Source organism: Paraburkholderia sp. BCC1885 (assembly GCF_900996235.1).
GTDB lineage: Bacteria > Pseudomonadota > Gammaproteobacteria > Burkholderiales > Burkholderiaceae > Paraburkholderia.
In genome coordinates this window covers 1-17,067 of sequence record NZ_CAAJGM010000239.1, presented here as the reverse complement: position 1 = coordinate 17,067, position 17,067 = coordinate 1, and the positions used below count along the sequence as shown (strand labels likewise).

The 17,067-nt window shown below is 57.9% G+C and carries 12 protein-coding genes; 3 read left to right on the top strand and 9 right to left on the bottom strand.

All coding sequences use genetic code 11. The features are described 5' to 3' along the window. The first annotated feature begins 169 nt into the window (after window positions 1–169). Window positions 170–1,609, top strand: a complete 1,440-nt coding sequence (locus FQ755_RS30190) for a metallophosphoesterase family protein (protein WP_186308697.1) — start codon at window positions 170–172, stop codon at window positions 1,607–1,609. Between the two features lie 2 nt (window positions 1,610–1,611). After that, on the top strand, window positions 1,612–3,921 hold the full coding sequence (locus FQ755_RS30185; RefSeq protein WP_144159688.1) for an ATP-binding protein: 2,310 nt from the start codon (window positions 1,612–1,614) through the stop codon (window positions 3,919–3,921). Window positions 3,922–4,929: 1,008 nt separating this feature from the next. Here FQ755_RS30185 and FQ755_RS30180 read toward each other — a convergent pair. From FQ755_RS30180 to FQ755_RS30170, 3 genes are all read right to left on the bottom strand, one after another. Beyond that, window positions 4,930–6,915 (bottom strand): restriction endonuclease, encoded by a 1,986-nt coding sequence (locus tag FQ755_RS30180; RefSeq protein WP_260858928.1) that lies wholly within the window; start codon window positions 6,913–6,915, stop codon window positions 4,930–4,932. 1,040 nt (window positions 6,916–7,955) lie between these two features. Further along, window positions 7,956–9,944 (bottom strand): cell wall anchor protein, encoded by a 1,989-nt coding sequence (locus FQ755_RS30175; RefSeq protein WP_260858927.1) that lies wholly within the window; start codon window positions 9,942–9,944, stop codon window positions 7,956–7,958. A gap of 94 nt (window positions 9,945–10,038) precedes the next feature. Continuing rightward, window positions 10,039–10,668, bottom strand: coding sequence for a hypothetical protein (locus FQ755_RS30170; protein ID WP_144159682.1), 630 nt, complete (start codon window positions 10,666–10,668; stop codon window positions 10,039–10,041). Between the two features lie 162 nt (window positions 10,669–10,830). Between FQ755_RS30170 and FQ755_RS30165 the strand changes: the two genes are divergently transcribed. Continuing rightward, a complete protein-coding gene (locus FQ755_RS30165) occupies window positions 10,831–11,178 on the top strand; it encodes a helix-turn-helix domain-containing protein (protein ID WP_144159679.1) in 348 nt (115 codons plus the stop codon). Between the two features lie 285 nt (window positions 11,179–11,463). Here FQ755_RS30165 and FQ755_RS30160 read toward each other — a convergent pair whose 3' ends face one another. The 6 genes from FQ755_RS30160 to FQ755_RS30135 all read right to left on the bottom strand — a co-directional run. Next, entirely contained in the window at window positions 11,464–13,710 is a 2,247-nt protein-coding gene (locus FQ755_RS30160; RefSeq protein WP_144159676.1) for a DUF262 domain-containing protein, read from the bottom strand. Between the two features lie 399 nt (window positions 13,711–14,109). Next, window positions 14,110–14,400 (bottom strand): hypothetical protein, encoded by a 291-nt coding sequence (locus FQ755_RS30155; protein WP_144159673.1) that lies wholly within the window; start codon window positions 14,398–14,400, stop codon window positions 14,110–14,112. Further along, window positions 14,397–14,780, bottom strand: coding sequence for a hypothetical protein (locus FQ755_RS30150; RefSeq protein WP_144159670.1), 384 nt, complete (start codon window positions 14,778–14,780; stop codon window positions 14,397–14,399). The genes FQ755_RS30155 and FQ755_RS30150 overlap by 4 nt, the downstream gene beginning before the upstream one ends. Window positions 14,781–14,887: 107 nt before the next feature. Beyond that, window positions 14,888–15,148: a hypothetical protein gene (locus FQ755_RS30145; RefSeq protein ID WP_144159667.1), complete on the bottom strand. Its 261-nt coding sequence runs from the start codon at window positions 15,146–15,148 to the stop codon at window positions 14,888–14,890. A 100-nt stretch (window positions 15,149–15,248) separates the two neighbouring features. After that, window positions 15,249–16,160 carry a hypothetical protein gene (locus tag FQ755_RS30140; RefSeq protein WP_313957488.1) on the bottom strand — a complete coding sequence of 304 codons (912 nt, stop codon included), beginning with the start codon at window positions 16,158–16,160 and terminating at the stop codon, window positions 15,249–15,251. A gap of 56 nt (window positions 16,161–16,216) precedes the next feature. Beyond that, the coding region (locus FQ755_RS30135) for a phage capsid protein (RefSeq protein WP_144159661.1) at window positions 16,217–17,067 on the bottom strand (851 nt) is incomplete at its 5' end.

Genomic DNA, 17,067 nt, shown 5'->3' with positions numbered 1-17,067 from the left:
CCGGTTACATTCAACGCTCGATTACGTCAGCCCCATGACATTCGAAAAGAACTGGTTCGCGGCTCATAGAGGCGAAGCCGCATAATTCACCCAGCTATGGGGTTCGTCAAACGGGGGCAAGGTCAGTGCCGCACAGACCATGTCTCCAACAGCTAGCCTCCGGCCCAACATGATTAGTCTCCTGCATATTTCTGATCTGCACCGGGACACGGGAAGCAGGATCACAACGGAATCGCTGTTAGAGTCATTACGCCTCGACAGGGATCGCTATCTTCATGAAGGGCTCCCGACGCCCGATGTTGCGATCGTCAGCGGTGACATCGTTTACGGAGTCAACACTAGCGATGCGGACAGTGATGCTGCGTTAAAGCGGCAATATGACGAGGCACACGATTTTCTCGTCCGCCTAGCAGACACTTTCTTCGCCGGTGACCGCGAGCGAATAGTCCTGGTGCCGGGAAATCACGATGTGAGTCATCCACACGTGATGCGTGCGACGGAAGCGGTAGGCGTGCCGGCTGAACCGGATAAGCGAAGGATGCTTGCTCGCGAGCTCGGTTCTGAGACCAGCGCATGGCGCTGGGTATGGGACGAGTTCGCGCTTCGGCGAATCGTGAGTCCCGATGAATACAATCGCCGGATGGAGCCCTTCGCGTCGTTCTTCACTGCTTTCTACGAAGGCAGACGCGAGTTCTCGGTTGATCCAGCCGCTCAGTTTTCTCTGCACGACTTTCCTGACCTCGGCATCGTAGTTGCCGGGCTGTCAAGTTGCGCTGACAACGATCTCTTTAATCGCTCGGCGCGAATTCATCCTGACAACGTTGCCCGCGTTACCCGGGAGGTCGCAGCCTACGTGAAAAAGGGGCGTCTGCCGATTGCCGTCTGGCATCACAACCTGGCGGGCGGTCCCAAGGATTCAGACTATCTAGACGCGGAGTTCCTCCAGACGTTGATGGACGGTCATTTCTCAATCGGCCTACACGGCCATCAACACCGTCCTCAATACCTAGAACACCGGTTCACGGCGGACAAGAAGCGAACGCTTACAGTGCTCAGCGCGGGCACATTGTGCGGTGGTCCGCAAAGCCTCCCGACTGGACGCCGCCGATCTTACAATCTCATTATCATTGACCGCGAAAACAGCTCCGGAACATTGCACGTTCGCGAAATGACGAATAACTCGTTTAGCCTGCCCGTCTGGGGTGCGGCCTACGTGCCGGAATTTGAAGGCTCGAGCATGAAATTTGAGATGACGATGGCCGTACAGCCCATATCCCCGATTCAAGCGGCGGGAGAGGCGGTGAAACTTCTCAGGACTGGTGACGCCCCAGCGGCCGCCAAGCTCGCGCGAAAATACCCAGACGAGCCGTACGCACGCCGAGTCGCGCTCGAGGCGATGACGACCATAGATGATTGGGCCGGCATCCGCGAGTTCTGCGCCGTACCGCAATCCAATTTGGAAATTATAGCCGTGTGCGAAGCGTTGTACCAATTGGGCGAAAAACAGGCATTGCGAGACTTCATTGCTCAGGATGTCGTCGCAGACAATCCGGATGCCGCAGTACGAATCAGTGTGGAAACAGCAAAAGCGCGTGCCGGGGTGAATTGATAATGTCAAAAATTCCATTTGAAGTTGAAACGACGCGAGTTCTTGAGATTCTATCCAAGCAAATCTACGACTCGCCGTATGCCATGGCCCGTGAGAATGTGCAGAACGGCTATGATGCGGTACTCATGCGGGCCAATAAGGAAGGTCGTAGCCCATCCGAGTTCTCAGTAAATATCACGGCTTCGACTCTGCGCATCGAAATCTGCGATGAAGGTATCGGGATGTCAGAGCAGGTACTTCGTGAGAACTTCTGGCGTGCCGGTTCGTCCGGCAAAAATAATGATGAGGCTCGGGCTGCCGGCGTCATTGGCACGTTTGGCATAGGCGCGATGGCAAATTTCGGCGTTTGCGAGCGCCTTCAGGTAGACACGCGCGAGCTGGGAGCAGACGAGGGAGTTCGCACGGTCGCGCTCAAGAGCGAGCTGAGGATTGGATCGGAATGCATCTCAATGGAACCGATCAGCTCACAAATCGCCGTTGGAACCACTTTGACAGCGGACATAAGTCCGTCAACACCTCTCAATGTCGACGCGCTGCGAAATTATCTGAGGCCCTTCGTCCAGTTCCTCACGATCCCTGTCATTTTCAACGGCGAACTAATCAGCAAGCAGGATCCTAGCGAAGCTACGGGAATTGGCTCCGGCTGGCAGTCGTTGGCGCGAAAGGAAAATATCAACGTTGGAGGCACAACCTTCGACGCGAATCTGCTAAGCGACGGAAGACAGGTAGCTGTTATTGCGGAGAACTTCACCATTGACGGTAGGCCGTCGACCGGCGGGATGTGGCTCCGACAGGGCGCGGGACAAATCATGGGACTTCGATCCAGATTCGGATTGGCCCCGGCACCTCTTCCGACGTACTACCAGCTTGGCGGATATATTGATTTTCCCTTTCTCACTCCGACTGCAGGCCGCGAAGCCTTGACGAGAGACTCCATTCAGCTCTCCTCTCAGCTTATCCCACCGATTGAAGAGGCTCTAAGTGAGACCATCAAAGACATAGAGCTTGCCGACAATCTTCCGCTGTTCCAGCAACATTTGCTTATACTGAACCGGATTCCGTGGGCTACCCGGGTGTCCATTCAAATGAGTCCGGGGGATAACCGCGTCGAACTTGGCAAGCTACGGGAGACCTTCCCCAGCGTCGATTTGCACTGGTACGCAGGCCATGACCCAGACACGATCAGTACCTTTTCAAGCGAAGATAATCCGCTCGTCCGAGTGAGTCAGCAAAGTCCCAGACGAGAGCTCCAAAATCGGTACTTGAATGAAATTCTTCAACTGAAAGAGATTCCTCAGACCGCCACGGTTCTCGCCACTTACGCACCGGCTGATCTCACATGGGAAGAGGTATCACTGACTTTTTCGATAGCGCGTGTACTCAGAGCGGATTACCTCATCGACGATATCTCGGTCGAGTGGGTGAAAATCGGTTACAACGTGCCGATGTTGACCGAAGTGGTCGGAGAACGCCTTATCATCAGGATCTCGAGGTCGTGGGGTGCAGTCCAAGCATTGCTCCGCATCATAGAGGCGACGCCAGATCTCGGCGATGGCATGACAAAGGACTTTGTGCGCGTACATGTCTATGACAAGATAAAAGCGTTTGTCCCTTCGTCGCAAAGGGCCGGCTTGGATGCTCTTCAGAAAACGCTTGCGAGAAGGCGTGAACTGTACCGTCTGGAGATGGATGACCGGGGGGAACTCGAACCTTTGCTCGCTGAATATCTTGCCGGAAATGTCGAACTCGGTCAGGTTTTGACCGCTGCCACACAGGTAAGCTCCGCTCAGACACAGCGGGTCAGTAGCGATGTCGTCGGCAAAGTCGAAAATGTCCTGAGCGATGTGGTCAATGCAGTGGTAAGTCAGGAGCCAGTCCAGCCCATCTCCGCTCCCATTGCAGGGTCTCCGATTCTTCGATTCGACAGGGAGTTGAGGGAGAGGTTGTTGACCACGGATAGGGAGGTCGCTCAGTTAAACAACCACCGCATGTTTCTGGCACTCTCCGATCGTCTGTTCCAGCTGGAACGGGATTTCTTCACGTGGCCGCATTCGACACAGGTTGCTTGGGCCGGGCGACGCATCGTATTTCTGTTTGGGTTGGCCAACTCACCACAGAATCTTTACTACGATATTGAACTTCGTGGCGCCAGTAATGCGGGAGCAGCGGGTGGTTGCCCGCTGATTACCACGACGATCGTCACGAAGAACAGGATCTTCATTCCTGTCCCTCCGGCGCTCATGAACTGCTTCAAAGTTGCAGATAATCCCGTCGAGTTTTATGTACGCTTCGATATGCTCGGTCACAAGTAGTCGTCACAATAGTTCCGGCTACTACACCCATATGGTGAGGGCGCAAACTCACCCTCTGCGCCGGCTTCGCTCGCCGCGCAATCCCGTAGCTGTAGTTCGCCGGGGGTAATCGGCTAGGCAGCTCGAGTTTATGCGGCCATGGAGCGAGGCTGCCAGCTATGCGGCAGCATTGCGTCGATGTCGCTGGCTTTGGGTCGGCAAGTCCTATGCGCGCTTGCGGATTATGCGTAACCGCTAATTTGAGCGCATGGCCAGGAGCCTGAACGTCGCCTAGCGCCGCAATGCTCCGGCGAAACGGAGACTGTGTTTTCAGTGTCACTGCCGTGCGTGGTCGGTACGACGCCGGCATGGACGACCCGTCGCTGCGGTCACCGATGAGTCGTACCCGTCGGCAATGCAACGCCTGTCAGATACAGCGGGATTGTTCCGGTTGCTTATGCTGGACTGGTCGCCGGCCCACAAAAATCGCCACTTGACAGATGGGCGACCGCAATCCCTCTCTAAGCGGTCGTTTAGCGTAGCGAAACGTGAACGGCAGGTTAGGGTCGGGAGTACGCACTGCCGACCGGCCGCTTTCAGGCCGCTCAATTCCAGTGACCGCTTCCAAGCGATGAGTTTGCGGAGCGGACTGACGCTTCCCGACCCACTCCGGTCAGATAACTTTCCCAAACCGGTCAGTCAGCCAAATTCAAGTTTTTCGAACTGGAGTGCCGATAAGCAGCCATCGGCGACTTTACCCAATCGGCCAACAACGGTCCGTGGATCGCTCTGTTGTGCGGACGTTCGTATGTCACCTCCGACTTAAAACCGGTCGTTAGCGCTCGCCGGTTTCAGCATCACCGCGATGCCAATGGCAGGCCCGCGCCGTGCCGGTTCAAAGTAGTCAGTGATCGTTTCGTAGCCGATGGCCCCTGTGGAGGACTCCCTGATCCTCACCAGCGCGAGCCTGTAAACGCGCATGGCGTCGCTCAGTGCGAGCTACTTGACTCCATGCCGAGCGGTTGTGAGTTAAACAGCAGCTAGCATCTGAACAAACTGCGCGCCATCGACGAGCTCGAAACCAAACTCCGCCGCGACAGCAATTGCTCCGCTTGTGAAACTGCTCGTAGTAACGATCATCCCCTTGCTCCGTTTTGAAGCGCCTGTGTCGGCGACTTGCATTGTCCCCTGTAGCTCACGAACGATCTCGGGACCGACTCGACGGTGGCTAGCCCAGCATTTGCACTGAACCACCCAGGACTGATCAGCCTGATCTACCGCAAATAGGTCGACTCCCCCATCGCCGTCGCGCTGAGCACCTTGATGGATAACGCTCATTCCTTTGCGCCTTAGCAGACGAGCGCAGTCCTTTTCGAAATCGAACCATGCTGGCCGAGATCCAGCAGGCGCCTGATCGATCTTCTCAAATAGCATTCGCGACGCCGAACGACTCCGATAGACCCTTACCCTCGCTTCTTCGCTGTCGGTTCCGCGAGTGTGCGGACGAACGAACGTGAAGCCTTCGGGCACTTGCCAGCCGTATCGTTGTGCAAGAAAACGCTGCGCCGCGGACGCTACTTTCGCCCGTCGCAGGTGAGGCCCGACGTCGTGCCGCGATCGGACGCTTGCATTCGCATCAGGCAACTCTTGCTGAAAGCTTGGCGTTGCGTACCGGACTCTCGGCAGATAAATTACGGTGCGAATGTCGCGCCCTCGGATGCGACGACGTATCGGTCGGGCGCTGAAAAGCGATTCCCGTTCGTCAACAACCAGAAAGTCCCGAACGATAGCGCCCGCGATGAGCTTTAGTGAAATAGCCGCGTCTTCATTCCAGACGGTCTCCCCGTCATCGGCGCGGTGGCGCACGACTCGATGCGTGCTGACCGCAGGCGGTTGGTGGCGCAAACCAATTGCGACGTGAAAGTAACGGTCGAGCTCGTCAAGAAAGTGGCAGGTGAATTCGCCATCAATTTCAAAGATTCGCAGAGCAACGAATGGACCGAATCGGATGTCGACGCGTGCGCCCCAAGGAATCGACCACTGCCTTGCCTCCTGTGCCTCACGCAGGAGGTCATAGAGGCGATCTTCTGCTGCTTCAACTGACCCTTCGATCACTACTGACTCGAATGCCTCACACAGCGTGTCGAGCGGCGCTGGGAAATCTGATGGCGTTAGGTAAAAGCCTGCATCAATAAGATCTATGATTTCGATACCCGATCGCCAAAGACGCGCAATGTCATCCAGCGGGGCTGTCAAGTCAAGCGACATCGTTTTCAGCTCGATCGCGTAATCCTTGGTGTTGGCAAGCCATGGCCGGCGCGTACCTTCATTCGTAATTCGCGGGTCAAGCAAGGCGGCCTCAAACGAGACTTTGCAGGCCATAGTAACGGCTTCGTTATCAATATCTGCGAGGATAGCGAACTGCTTGTCCAGCAGAGCGAATACGGATCGAGCGTCGGAGAGTACCGCAAACGCAGCGTCGTGCGCATCTTTGGCATTCGCACGTGGGCCAGCAAACGTGGCGAGCCACTTGGCGAGTAAGGGATACCGAATCACAAGTTGATGCACTCGATCCGCCATGTCACCGGCAGAAGCCAATTCGCCATCGTCGAGAAAAACCGACGGGGCACCGTCTAGCCGGGTGCGATCCAACAGGACTTGTATGAATCCGGCCGCTCGGTGTCGAAGGTGCCACGCCTGATACCCCCAAGCGCTCATAACCCGATCGCGCGAGGTCAAGTCAGCGGCCCAGGGGCCTTCATAGCTCAAGGTCCGCCAAAAATCGGTCGTCGTGTCAGCCCAGAGCGGAATTTGCTGGCAATCGCTGTCATCGTCTGACTCATTGCGAAACGGGATGTAGCGCTCGTTGACGTTGGAATAAGGAATTCCGGAGCGAGGCATTTCCCAGAGGCGTTCAAACGCTTGCAGTGGTGCCATCCCGTCTGAGGACGGCCTATCGCTAAATGCTGCCTCATACCAGCCGCCGCGCTCGCCTCGCGGACCGATTACGGTCATGAGAAATCGCCCGCGCCGACGAATCGCCCGTACGACTGGATCGTCGCTCGGACCCATCCAACGAACGTTAGTGCCTATCGATTCGCGACCCTGAATCAAAGTCAGCGACAGGTACATGGAAGGCGTATTGTCCCAGCGCCACGCCAACACTCCACACTTACCTTGTTCTCGGAGTTGTTTAACGTTCCGCTCGTCGTGTGCGATAAAAACTAGGCAAGCAACCTCCTGTTCATTGATCCAAGAAGGTCCGAGGTATTTTTGCCCCACACTCTTGCCGGCGAATACAGATACCAACTCAGAAATGCGGTCATTGGTAATTGGGCGCTGGTCCGTCGGGTTCGCGTGAGCGAGTGGTAACGTATTCGACTCGATTCGGTCTGTGGGCATAGTCTGAGAGGTCGGGCATTAGTCAGCGCGGGCGAGCAGATGCACAATTGGAATCACGACGACTGATTTCGCAAACGTCAGTTCTGGCAGATTGGACGCAGGCGGAGTAATCCGTGAAGGGTCAAAAAAGAAACTATCGGTGATGCGGCGGGGCGCGCAACCCAGTTCCGAGCGTCGAGTGCCTTGAGACAGACAACCGATTCTAGCCCGTGCAACGGGCTGGCACAACGGCAGTGGCATTGCAAAGGCCGCGGTGCGAAAGCGCTACTGTTCCGTGCGCTTTCGGACGACAAAAAACGCCTGCGCGAGGCGTGCCTTGTTTCGGGCAGCACTAACCCGCTGGCGAGTAAACCTTTACGGGCGTGTTCGCCGGCATGTCTTGCCTTTCTAGATCGCAGTTTCGGCAATAGGTCGAATCGCATGTCAATTCAACTACATTTATCGGCTTGAGCGGCCGCTTTGGCTTTCATATCGGCCGTATGCAACAGGTTGAGGCTTACGTCCGACATGGGTCGGCAAGCGACCTTCGCTCCCTACAAGTCTACGGAGAGCAAAAAAAATGGAGCCCCGGAAATCCGGTGGCTCCGTCTTACCGACAAAACACGAAGCCATGAACCGCAGCGTTATTCTGAGCCACGGCTTCGCGCCATCAGTTAATTGTTGTCCTGCCAGGTGCTTGTGTAGAACTCCCCGTCGGCCGCCCAGCCCAACTGCACATTGCGCGCGGCTTCCGCGCTCAAGGCTTCGTTGGTGACGCCGTAGGGCGACGGATTGAACGTCTCCGAATACGCCGTGCCGGTTACCGTGGGCGTGGCCCAGCTCGTGTTCAGGGCAGCTTCTTCAGGGCCGTTGGCGGTTGCGGCCGTGACGATGCCCACCGATGCCCAGAAGTTCGGGTATGCGCTGCTCGTGGTGGGAACCGTCCAGTCCAGATTCAGCGCCGATACCGCGGCCGTCGTCTGCGCACCGCCCGGAGAGAGGAAGGCGCTCATCACGTCACTACCGAGCGTCGGCCACGGAACGGTTGCACCAGCCGCCGCCGCGATGTTGGGCGCAACATTGATGACCGACTGCGCCTGCCCGATCTGCGTGCCATTCATCGAGTACAGCGTCACCGTATATTCGCCGAACACCTTGATGGCTGACACGTTAGCTGGCTGCGAAGCGTAGTCCGCCGTGGTCGGCGAGAACGTGTTGCTGCCGGACAGCGACGCCCAGTCCCACTTGTACTGGGTGGTCGTGCTGTTCGACTGCGCGCAGGCCCCACACCCTGTCCACGGTGCAGTGAGCGCCGTCGACGGGATCGTCAGGCTTGCCGGAACGAAGGCGGTATTGAGCAGATAGAGCCCGCTCGCCGGTAACCCCGGTCCCTGCACCAGGGCCGACCCGACTCTGGTCGAGGTGCCGCTGACCGTGACGTTTGCCGGGATCTGGATATTCAGCCCCGACTCGTATCGCCCGTTGCCTGTATCAGCGCTATCCGTGAACTGCATGCGACCCAGGAACGATCCGATAGCGACGTTGTACTGCTGCTGATTGCCGATGATGTTCCAGCTACCGTTGGGCAATTGCTGCACGATGTCGCTCGCAAAGTCCGGCGTTCCCGTTGGATCGGTCACCAGGAAATAGACGAGTGCCGCAGGATTGCTGATGGCGGGCAGCGTGCCTGCTGGCAGGAATGCGACGGTTTTCACGCCTTGCAGCGTCGTACCCTTCGTGAAGAGCGTGTGGCGCACTGCGAAACCTGCGACGCCCGTGCCCTGACCATCGTTCAGGTAACTCGCGTCGATCGCCGACGCACAGGGGGTGTCGCTCGTGTCGGTCGCGCCGCCCTGCACATCGGACATGCACTGGCCGAGTTCAGCAACCAGAGTCGCGAGGTAGTTCGCCGGCTGGGACGGCGCCGCGAGCGCTGTCGAAACGGTCGTGGAGGAATTGAGCTGGATGGCCGTATCGGGATCGGCAAGACTCGTGATCTGCATCCCGCTACCGGAGGCCGAGGGCGTGACTGCGACCGAATCGATGACGCCATCGGCCCCGGTCTGGTTCGGGGTAAATGTGCCGCCAATCGGATCGAACGCCTTGGCGGACAGACCGTTCGCCGCAAGGACCGGCGCAAGTGCCGTGTCGAGGGTCGTGACTGCCGTGGTAATGGCCGAAGAGGTGACGACCGAAAGACCGCCGCTCTGCGTCAAGGCGAGCGGGTTGCCGCTTGCCGTCAGCAGCGCCGCGACCGCGGTCGTGAGCGGCGTCACGTTGGCCGTGACCGGTGCGCCGCTACTGGTTGTAGTACTCGCGACGACCGAATAGAGGGTGCCGGTCGCACCAGACGGGTCAGTCGCGGTAATCACGAACGGCGCAGTCATACCGGCAATCGAGACGCTGTAGGTACCGTTACTCCCGGATGTGGCCGTGACTGCGTTGCCGGCAGCGTCGGTCACGGTGACGGGCGCGCCGACCAGTGCGTTACCGATTGCGACGGTCCCGCCCAGGGAGCTGGCAGAGGATGACGCCGTCGAACCAGGTGCGGAACTGCCCGACGAGTCACCACCCGACGAGCCGCCACCACATGCCGTGAGCACGGCGGTCGCGGCAACACACAGCGCAAGCTGCGCGATCCCCGATGCGCGTTTGTTCTTCATTTCTTTTTTCCTGTTGAAGTAATGGGCTCCGAGGGGAACCCGGATGAGCGCCCGCCGCCGAACACGCGGCAGGCGATAAGGTTGAATGACTGGGTTACCGGGCGGCCTGCCAGCCGTTGTCGGTCCTGGTCATCGAGATCGTGTCGGTGTAGGACTTCTCCACGCCGCCTCTGACCATGTCCTTGATGTCCTGGTCGTTCGCGAAGAAATTCATCCAGAAGGAGCGTGGCAGGTCGGAGCACTTGTCCGGCAGGCTGTTGAGGAAACTCCGGGCGTCCAGCGTCTGGCTCAACTGCTGCTTCAGATCGTCCTGTCGGTCCTTGTACCTGTCTTCGACCTCTTTCATGGCGGCGGCGGATTCATCCGTGCCGGAGGTGTATTTCGCCGATGCGGCGTTGAGATCCTGCTCTTCCTGCTGGTTCAGGGCTGCCTGCTGCTTCATCAGCGTCCCCCATTGCTTCATGCTGTCCCGTTCGTCGTCGGACGGCTTGAACCTGAGCGTGTACGCAACATCGACCCGATAGCTGTTCGGGTCATCGCCGGGAATGCCGTTGCTTTTCTTGAAGTCCTCCAGCGAGAGGTATGGGCAACCGTCGAGCTGCGATTGAATGACTGCTTTGGCGTTGGATTCGCTTGGGGTGCTGTTGCCACATGCAGAAAGCAGGATGGCCATAACGGCCGCCAGCGCAAGGTGGGAAATGTAGGTGTAGCGGCGGTTCTTCATGTTTTGTAGTTCCTGTCAGACTTGTAAGGTTTTCTTGTAATGCACTGATCGGTGTCCCAGTAAAGTTAACGGCAATTCATCGTATAAAGTTTAGTATCAACCTATAACGTCCTTAATTTAAAAGGTGGGGTGTTCAACCATTCAGGTCGAATGGGAGAGCACATGACGCAGGTAGATCTGGATGAGCTTGCTGGCCTGATAGGCCGGTCGATCGCAAAACATCGACTGGAGAGCGGCCAGACACAGGAGCAGGTTGCGGAGTTGCTTGGGATCGGCAACGAGGCGGTTTCGCGCATGGAACGCGGGCTCGTGATGCCGACGGTGGCACGGCTGGTGGAGCTAGCCGAGATCTTCGGGTGCGATGCCGCAGATCTGCTGACTGGGGCTAGCACGCGCAGCAGTGATCAGGGGAAGTACGTCGGTCAGCTTCTGGCGAAGCTCAGTGGGAATGACCGGACGATGGTGGTCGAGATCGTCGAACGTCTGGCCGGTCGTCTGGCCAGACGCTGAGGGAATTGAGCGGGTTGCTGATGCCGGTACAGCCGGCATTGGTGGTAGACATCGGGCAGCGTTCGGCCAACCACGGACGGTGGCTTGCGCCTCGACGTGGTCGTTTGTTTGTCGCCTAGAGCCCAACACCGGTCATTCGCGCAGCAAGTGTCTACATCAAGTCGGACGAAGCTGACGGTCCTTTAGCTGCGAACCCGGCTCTCGCGTCGATCATGCAGAAATCAGGCCCCGATTTTCGAACTACGCGTAGAGGCGGCGCCTCGCTATCACTGTAACGACCCTCGGCTAATCAAATCTCTGTTTGGCGTAGTCGGTCACCGACGTACCGCTTAGCTCTGTAGTCGCGTTGCCTCCCCGTACGAAGAAGCGCAACTGGCTTCCATCTTTCACGAAGGCTGCCTTTGGTCCCTTTTCGCAGCGGATAGCGAGCACTCGTTTCTCATCGTGGTCTTCAAAATGTGGGTGGACGTATGGCAAGAACACGTCACCGATACGGTCCTTGACGAGGTTGACTAGGTGAAGCCCCATCTTGTCCTCATTCGGGAACCCATCCGAATCGAGGCCAAGCACTTCTCCACTATCGGCTACGCCGATTAACAACGTTCCGCCTTTCGCGTTCAGAAACGCGGCTATTGTCTTCAGTGCAGACAAGTGGATTTTCTCGTCCACTTGGCCCGTGTGTAAGTTTGTGCGGAGCGTTGATTTAAACTCTACCGCGTCAGTTTCGCCGCCGGAAATCAGCTCATTGACGGGAACAGGTAGAAGTTCAGGTGCTTTCGGTACGCCAACCGTTAGCAGCTCCCAAGCCTGTTGGATGACGCTAGCCATTCGAACGCGTCGCTGCACCAAAAAATCGTCGTAAGGGATTTCCCACCAAAGATGTGGCAATGCATGCCAGCCGTACATTTGATCGCGCTGGCCCCCTGTAAGCTTATGGTCAAGAAGCGGGACATACTCAGACGGCGATTTCTTGCCAATTTTGATATTGTCCGGCCACTCGACCAGTGCGAAATTTGCAATCTGATTAATTCGCTTAAGATCCGTTATACCGTTTTCCTCCAAGTAACCTCGCGGAAACAGGTGGTGCTGTTCAAATGCAACTTTTGGACCCTTCACCATGGGATCGACCAATGACGCGATCTTAACCGGACTATAAAGTGCGTTCGCATCAAGCTTGATCAGGGCAGCGTGATAGGCAAAAAGCGAAGGGCTGCGCGCGGCAGACGTGGCTAATTGACTTGGCAAGGTAATTGCCCAGTAGTCACTCGTTAAGGTGGTCGCCGAGATCTCGCGAAGTTTGGCCAAAAATGCGTCCGCGCCAGAGAGATCACGGAGCAATCCCAAGTCGGCCTCGAAGCGAGTTTCGGGAGAGTTAGTATAACGCCCAGTTAGCGCCGCCATGAAAAAGAATTCGGCGATGGCTTGCCTAATTCTTGCCTTATTAATTCCGTACGTGGCTGCGCCGATTAAATACAGCACGTAACTGAAAATGATCGCTGATTGCGAGCTAATCATTTTCTCTCCTCGGTAGCCAGCAAGTGTCAGGCTTCCAAGAAAGTGATGCCAATTGGTGAGATTGAGTACATCCTTTTGTGCCGCTTGCAGCAAGCCAAACTGCTCTGCACGCCGACTGGGGTTATCGATCCCGGTCTGTGCGTCTCTGCCCCGCAAAACGCTATAGACGTTGGCTAGGCGGGCGCGCTTCAGCGCAACACCGACTGTAGCGCGTAGCATTTGATCCGGCGCCGGTTTAATGAAGTGGTTGTACGGAGAGGCTTGGCCATCGGACGGCCGCGTTGCCTGTTTGGCAAACTCCTCCAATTGAGCCCGACCTTCATCCCAGAATACCGACATTAGGGTCATAATAAAGTCAGATTGATTGAGCTTCTTTCCTTCGCCATTGATGCGAACGAACACGTCCGCAATGGTTTCCGCGTCGACTGTAGACGACAGCGTGAGTGCCACGAATTGGAAGTCAGGTAACTTCTGTAGTCGGCCGATGGCACTTTTAGCTCTTTTTATCTGCTCGGCGGAGAGCTCGCGACTTTCCAGAAGCCCCTCAATGTATAGATCCGCTATTTCGAATAGGTCAGTTCCCGGCTGCCATAGCAGAGAAATGTCTGGGACGTAGGATTTATCTTTCAATATGGCCGCGTCGGCAACGTCAAATCGTTCCGACAGCGGATTGAACGCGATCTTTATCCGCTCTCTCTTGAAGTTAGCGCGCAGAACTTCTGTGCCTTTCATTACAGCATAGAGCGATGTCAGGCGCTGCTGGCCGTCTACGATTGCTAACTTTGGCACAGCCTGCCCTTGGTTCGCGCCGATCCCTTTTAAGCCCGCATCTGCTCCAGTCTCCCAAAACAGTAAGAATCCGGCGGGATAACCTCGATAGAGTGAGTCAAAGAGATTGCGGACATTGACGTTCGGCCAAACAAAAGGCCTTTGTAATTCAGGTAGTCCGATCTTGCCGTGATCAATGTCTTCGATCAGGGCATTGACCGGATAATTTGTCGTTGTGAAAAGCGCCATAGATCCGCTCTGTAGTGGGCCAGCTGAAAAGAAAAATCTGACTCACCATTCTAACTGCCTTAGCCGCTGTGGACCCCGCCGGAACCTCTGCCGCTGACTAAAGAGTGGCCTCCGGCCATTCCCGCGCGGCCTAAGGAAGCTGACCGCACAAGTTTTGACGCACTCGTCACGATCGACACCGGGAATGCTCCGAGTTTTCCTCAAAGCGACGCTGGAGTTCTGTGCGCGGCGCATTGACATGAAGTGTTCCTTCGGCCGACGACCTGCCGGGCGGTCCGCAAAATCAAAGGGCCGTTGTACCTTGAAAGCTGCCGATTAATTGGTGCTTGTTCCGCCGTCCCCTTCGGGTCGAACCCAGCCGAATACAGCGCGCTGGGTTCGCCCACTGGCGGATATCAATCAATACTCTTCCGCTAACAAAATCGTAGTCACGGAACGATTTGCTTCAGTAATGATCCAGATCTTGCTGCGCCTGTCTGGAAGGTCGTAGCTCGAAAGCAGCCGTTTTCCCGTCAGCAAGGCTAATTCATTCGCTGCAAGATCCTCGACCGACAGGTCCCCCCAATCGCCGTGAATATGCCGCGCGAGCAGCAACACGCCTTCGACGCCCGCCGCGTCGAGCGCAGTCTGAGCGGCGGGAGTGACGACAGGTCGCCCGATCGGGAAACGCGGACCGCTCGCGTAGCTCATGCGCGACCCTCCTGCGCGTAGTGGGCGTTGGGCCAGGCAGGGTAACGACGGGTTGCAGGCTGAGCCGGACGCGTGCTGCTATTGGGCACGACATCATTGAGGCGTTCGATGGTCGTGTTCGACCGATCCCATTCCGTGATGACCAGAATGCGGCTCTGGTCGGGCAGTCGGTAGATCGAGATCAGCCGCAGGCCGGTCGCGATCGATACGTCGTTCTGGCGCTTGTCGTCCTCGGACACAACGCCCCAATCGCCGGCGATATGACGCAGCACGACGCAGATGACCGGCACGCCATTCGTACGCAGCGCGGCGAGCGCTGCGTACGAGACGAGCAGCTTGCCCGGATGGAACAGGGGTTTAAGGCGGGTAGGTTGGAACATCGACTTCTCCTGAAAATGGACGGGCACGCCCCTCCGGTCGAGCCGGATGCGTGCGGGAAATGGAAGGGAAACCCGGCTGCGCGCGCCGGCTTGAACAGGTTTGGGCGTTACGGCCTACGGCTGTTCGGCTTCAGCGGAACGCCTGCACCGAACTGCCTGGGCACCATCTCCACGTGCGCTCGCAGCGAGGGGAAGAGGCTGATGACACCGGGCATCGAGGCGAAGATGCGGACCAGCTCGCGCTGGCGATGCCGCTCGAAAGCCCAGGCTGCGGCGAAGCTGATGGCCGTGATACCGGCCACGACGCCGAATCCCTTTGTCACGGGACACAGGCGAGGCGGCAGTTGAACGAACGTCGTTTCATGCATGGATCGCTCCAGATAAAGGGCGAGCACGGGCCTCCGGAAGAACCGGATAACGTGATCGTGTGGATGTTGGAAAAGAGACCGGGCGCAGGATGCGCCCGGCTTATGCCGCGGGGTCGGCGAGTTGACGGCGCAAGGCAGAAGCCCTAGCCTGAGAACAACTGAGAGACTGTCGGATGCCTGCGACGGTCGGTTTGACGGTCCCTGATTCGATGTCGCGACGCAGCCTTGCGATGTCGGATTCGGGGAGCGTGACGGTCGGCCGTACGACTGACGGAACGGTTGACTGGATGGTTGTCGGCGAGGGTGACTGGGCGAACGTCGTTACCGGAGCCGTTCCGGCAGTCACGTCATGCGCCACCCCGTGACCATCAGTAACGGATTGCTTTGAGGCCGGAGGAATTAGTGCGATCCACCAGAGCAGACAGGCCATGCCTTCGAGAACAGCCGCGAACAACAGTCCGGCAAACAGATCCAGCCGTGCTTCCGGTATCCCGTAGAACACCGAGAGTCGTGCCGTGACCGGATCGTCACGAGCAGTCACGCGACGTTCGGCGTTACCGTCCTCGATGACCTGATACCGACGAACGTCGTCAGATTCGGCATCAAGTGCGTCGAGCCGGGCGCCCAGTGACGTTCGCCGTACCTGCAACGCCGGGCAGTCACGAATACAGCGCCGGGCGTTCGCCTGAACCAGTTCCGCCACGACCGAGGCCCGATTCGCCATAACAGCGGCCAGATTGCGATGGGGTGGTGCGGACATCGCAGGAACAGCCGACGCCCGAACTTCTCCCGCATGGAACTGCGACAGCAGGAAGAAGGTGCAATGCCCGTAGGACGCCGCCCCCATGCACCCGAGCCAGAGCACGATGCCGATCAGGCGAACGGCAACCGGAGCTGACCGGCACAGCGCGGGCAACAGGTGCGCGCCAGCGACGAGCACGACCCCGATTGCTACCCACACCAGTTGTTCGGTGAGCCACCCGCCGCGCTGCCAGCCGGCGAGTACCGACATGCAGACCGCTGTTCCCGTCGCCGTAACTGCCAGAAGCAGGGCAGGACGGACACGAGTCATGCTGCCTTCCCGCCGAGTAATGCGGCGCGCTGTTCGAGTTTGCCCCTGAGTCCGGACGCGGGCGGCGTTCCGACTTCGGCGTTACCATCAACCTGACTGTTGCTGTGACCGGATTCGGACGGGTAGAACTCTTCGGCGAGGGCGGCGCTTTCTTCGATACTGTCCTCGAACGCGCCGTTACCGAACCCGGCACGCGCAGCGGCGTCGAGTGCGGCCTGATCGAAACCCGCAGCCCTGCGACGCGAATCCAGCTCACGCGCTTCGGTAATCGCGGCTTCGAGCGTGCAGCCGGATCGCACGCCGAGATCCACGTAGTAGATTGCCGAGCGATAGCTCTGCGTCGTGGACTTGCCGCGCAGTTTCAGTTCCAGCGCCAGGCAGGCCAGCAGGTTGCCCGATACCGCAGCGAAGTAGTGAAGGCGCGCGGCGAGCGTGCGGATTGAGTTGTAGGAAGTCGTGCGGAAGATGAACGACCCCATCTCGTCCTCGTCGCCGATCAGCACGTTCAGCCGGCCATAGGGTTTGCAGGCGCCGCCCTCTCCGAACGCGCAGCCGTCCGGCGACGGGCACGGCAGGTGCTCGATGCCGGTGTCACCCGCACGGCGGCAGGTTTCACCGTTGCCGACGCACACCGGCCGTCCGGTCTCGCGATCGAAGCACGAAAATTCGGCTCGCAGATTGAGATCGGGGTCAGTGAAAAGAAAACGGACGGGAATCGTGCGCAGCTTGCCGGGTTGAAGCTTCCGTAGCTCCGAATCCTGGGGATGAAGCATCCAGCCATCGCGATTCTGCAACTGGGACGTGACCGTAAACTGGTCATCCTTCTGGGGTAGCCGCTTGCCGTTCT

What these genes read in the sequence shown, in the direction of transcription:
- FQ755_RS30145 (WP_144159667.1), bottom strand. Translation starts at nt 15,148, where the DNA reads ATGCATGAAACGACGTTCGTTCAACTGCCGCCTCGCCTGTGTCCCGTG.
- FQ755_RS30180 (WP_260858928.1), bottom strand. Translation starts at nt 6,915, where the DNA reads ATGACCGTAATCGGTCCGCGAGGCGAGCGCGGCGGCTGGTATGAGGCA.
- FQ755_RS30185 (WP_144159688.1), top strand. Translation starts at nt 1,612, where the DNA reads ATGTCAAAAATTCCATTTGAAGTTGAAACGACGCGAGTTCTTGAGATT.
- FQ755_RS30165 (WP_144159679.1), top strand. Translation starts at nt 10,831, where the DNA reads ATGACGCAGGTAGATCTGGATGAGCTTGCTGGCCTGATAGGCCGGTCG.
- FQ755_RS30160 (WP_144159676.1), bottom strand. Translation starts at nt 13,710, where the DNA reads ATGGCGCTTTTCACAACGACAAATTATCCGGTCAATGCCCTGATCGAA.
- FQ755_RS30170 (WP_144159682.1), bottom strand. Translation starts at nt 10,668, where the DNA reads ATGAAGAACCGCCGCTACACCTACATTTCCCACCTTGCGCTGGCGGCC.
- FQ755_RS30140 (WP_313957488.1), bottom strand. Translation starts at nt 16,160, where the DNA reads ATGTCGGTACTCGCCGGCTGGCAGCGCGGCGGGTGGCTCACCGAACAA.
- FQ755_RS30190 (WP_186308697.1), top strand. Translation starts at nt 170, where the DNA reads ATGATTAGTCTCCTGCATATTTCTGATCTGCACCGGGACACGGGAAGC.
- FQ755_RS30175 (WP_260858927.1), bottom strand. Translation starts at nt 9,944, where the DNA reads ATGAAGAACAAACGCGCATCGGGGATCGCGCAGCTTGCGCTGTGTGTT.
- FQ755_RS30150 (WP_144159670.1), bottom strand. Translation starts at nt 14,780, where the DNA reads ATGTTCCAACCTACCCGCCTTAAACCCCTGTTCCATCCGGGCAAGCTG.
- FQ755_RS30155 (WP_144159673.1), bottom strand. Translation starts at nt 14,400, where the DNA reads ATGAGCTACGCGAGCGGTCCGCGTTTCCCGATCGGGCGACCTGTCGTC.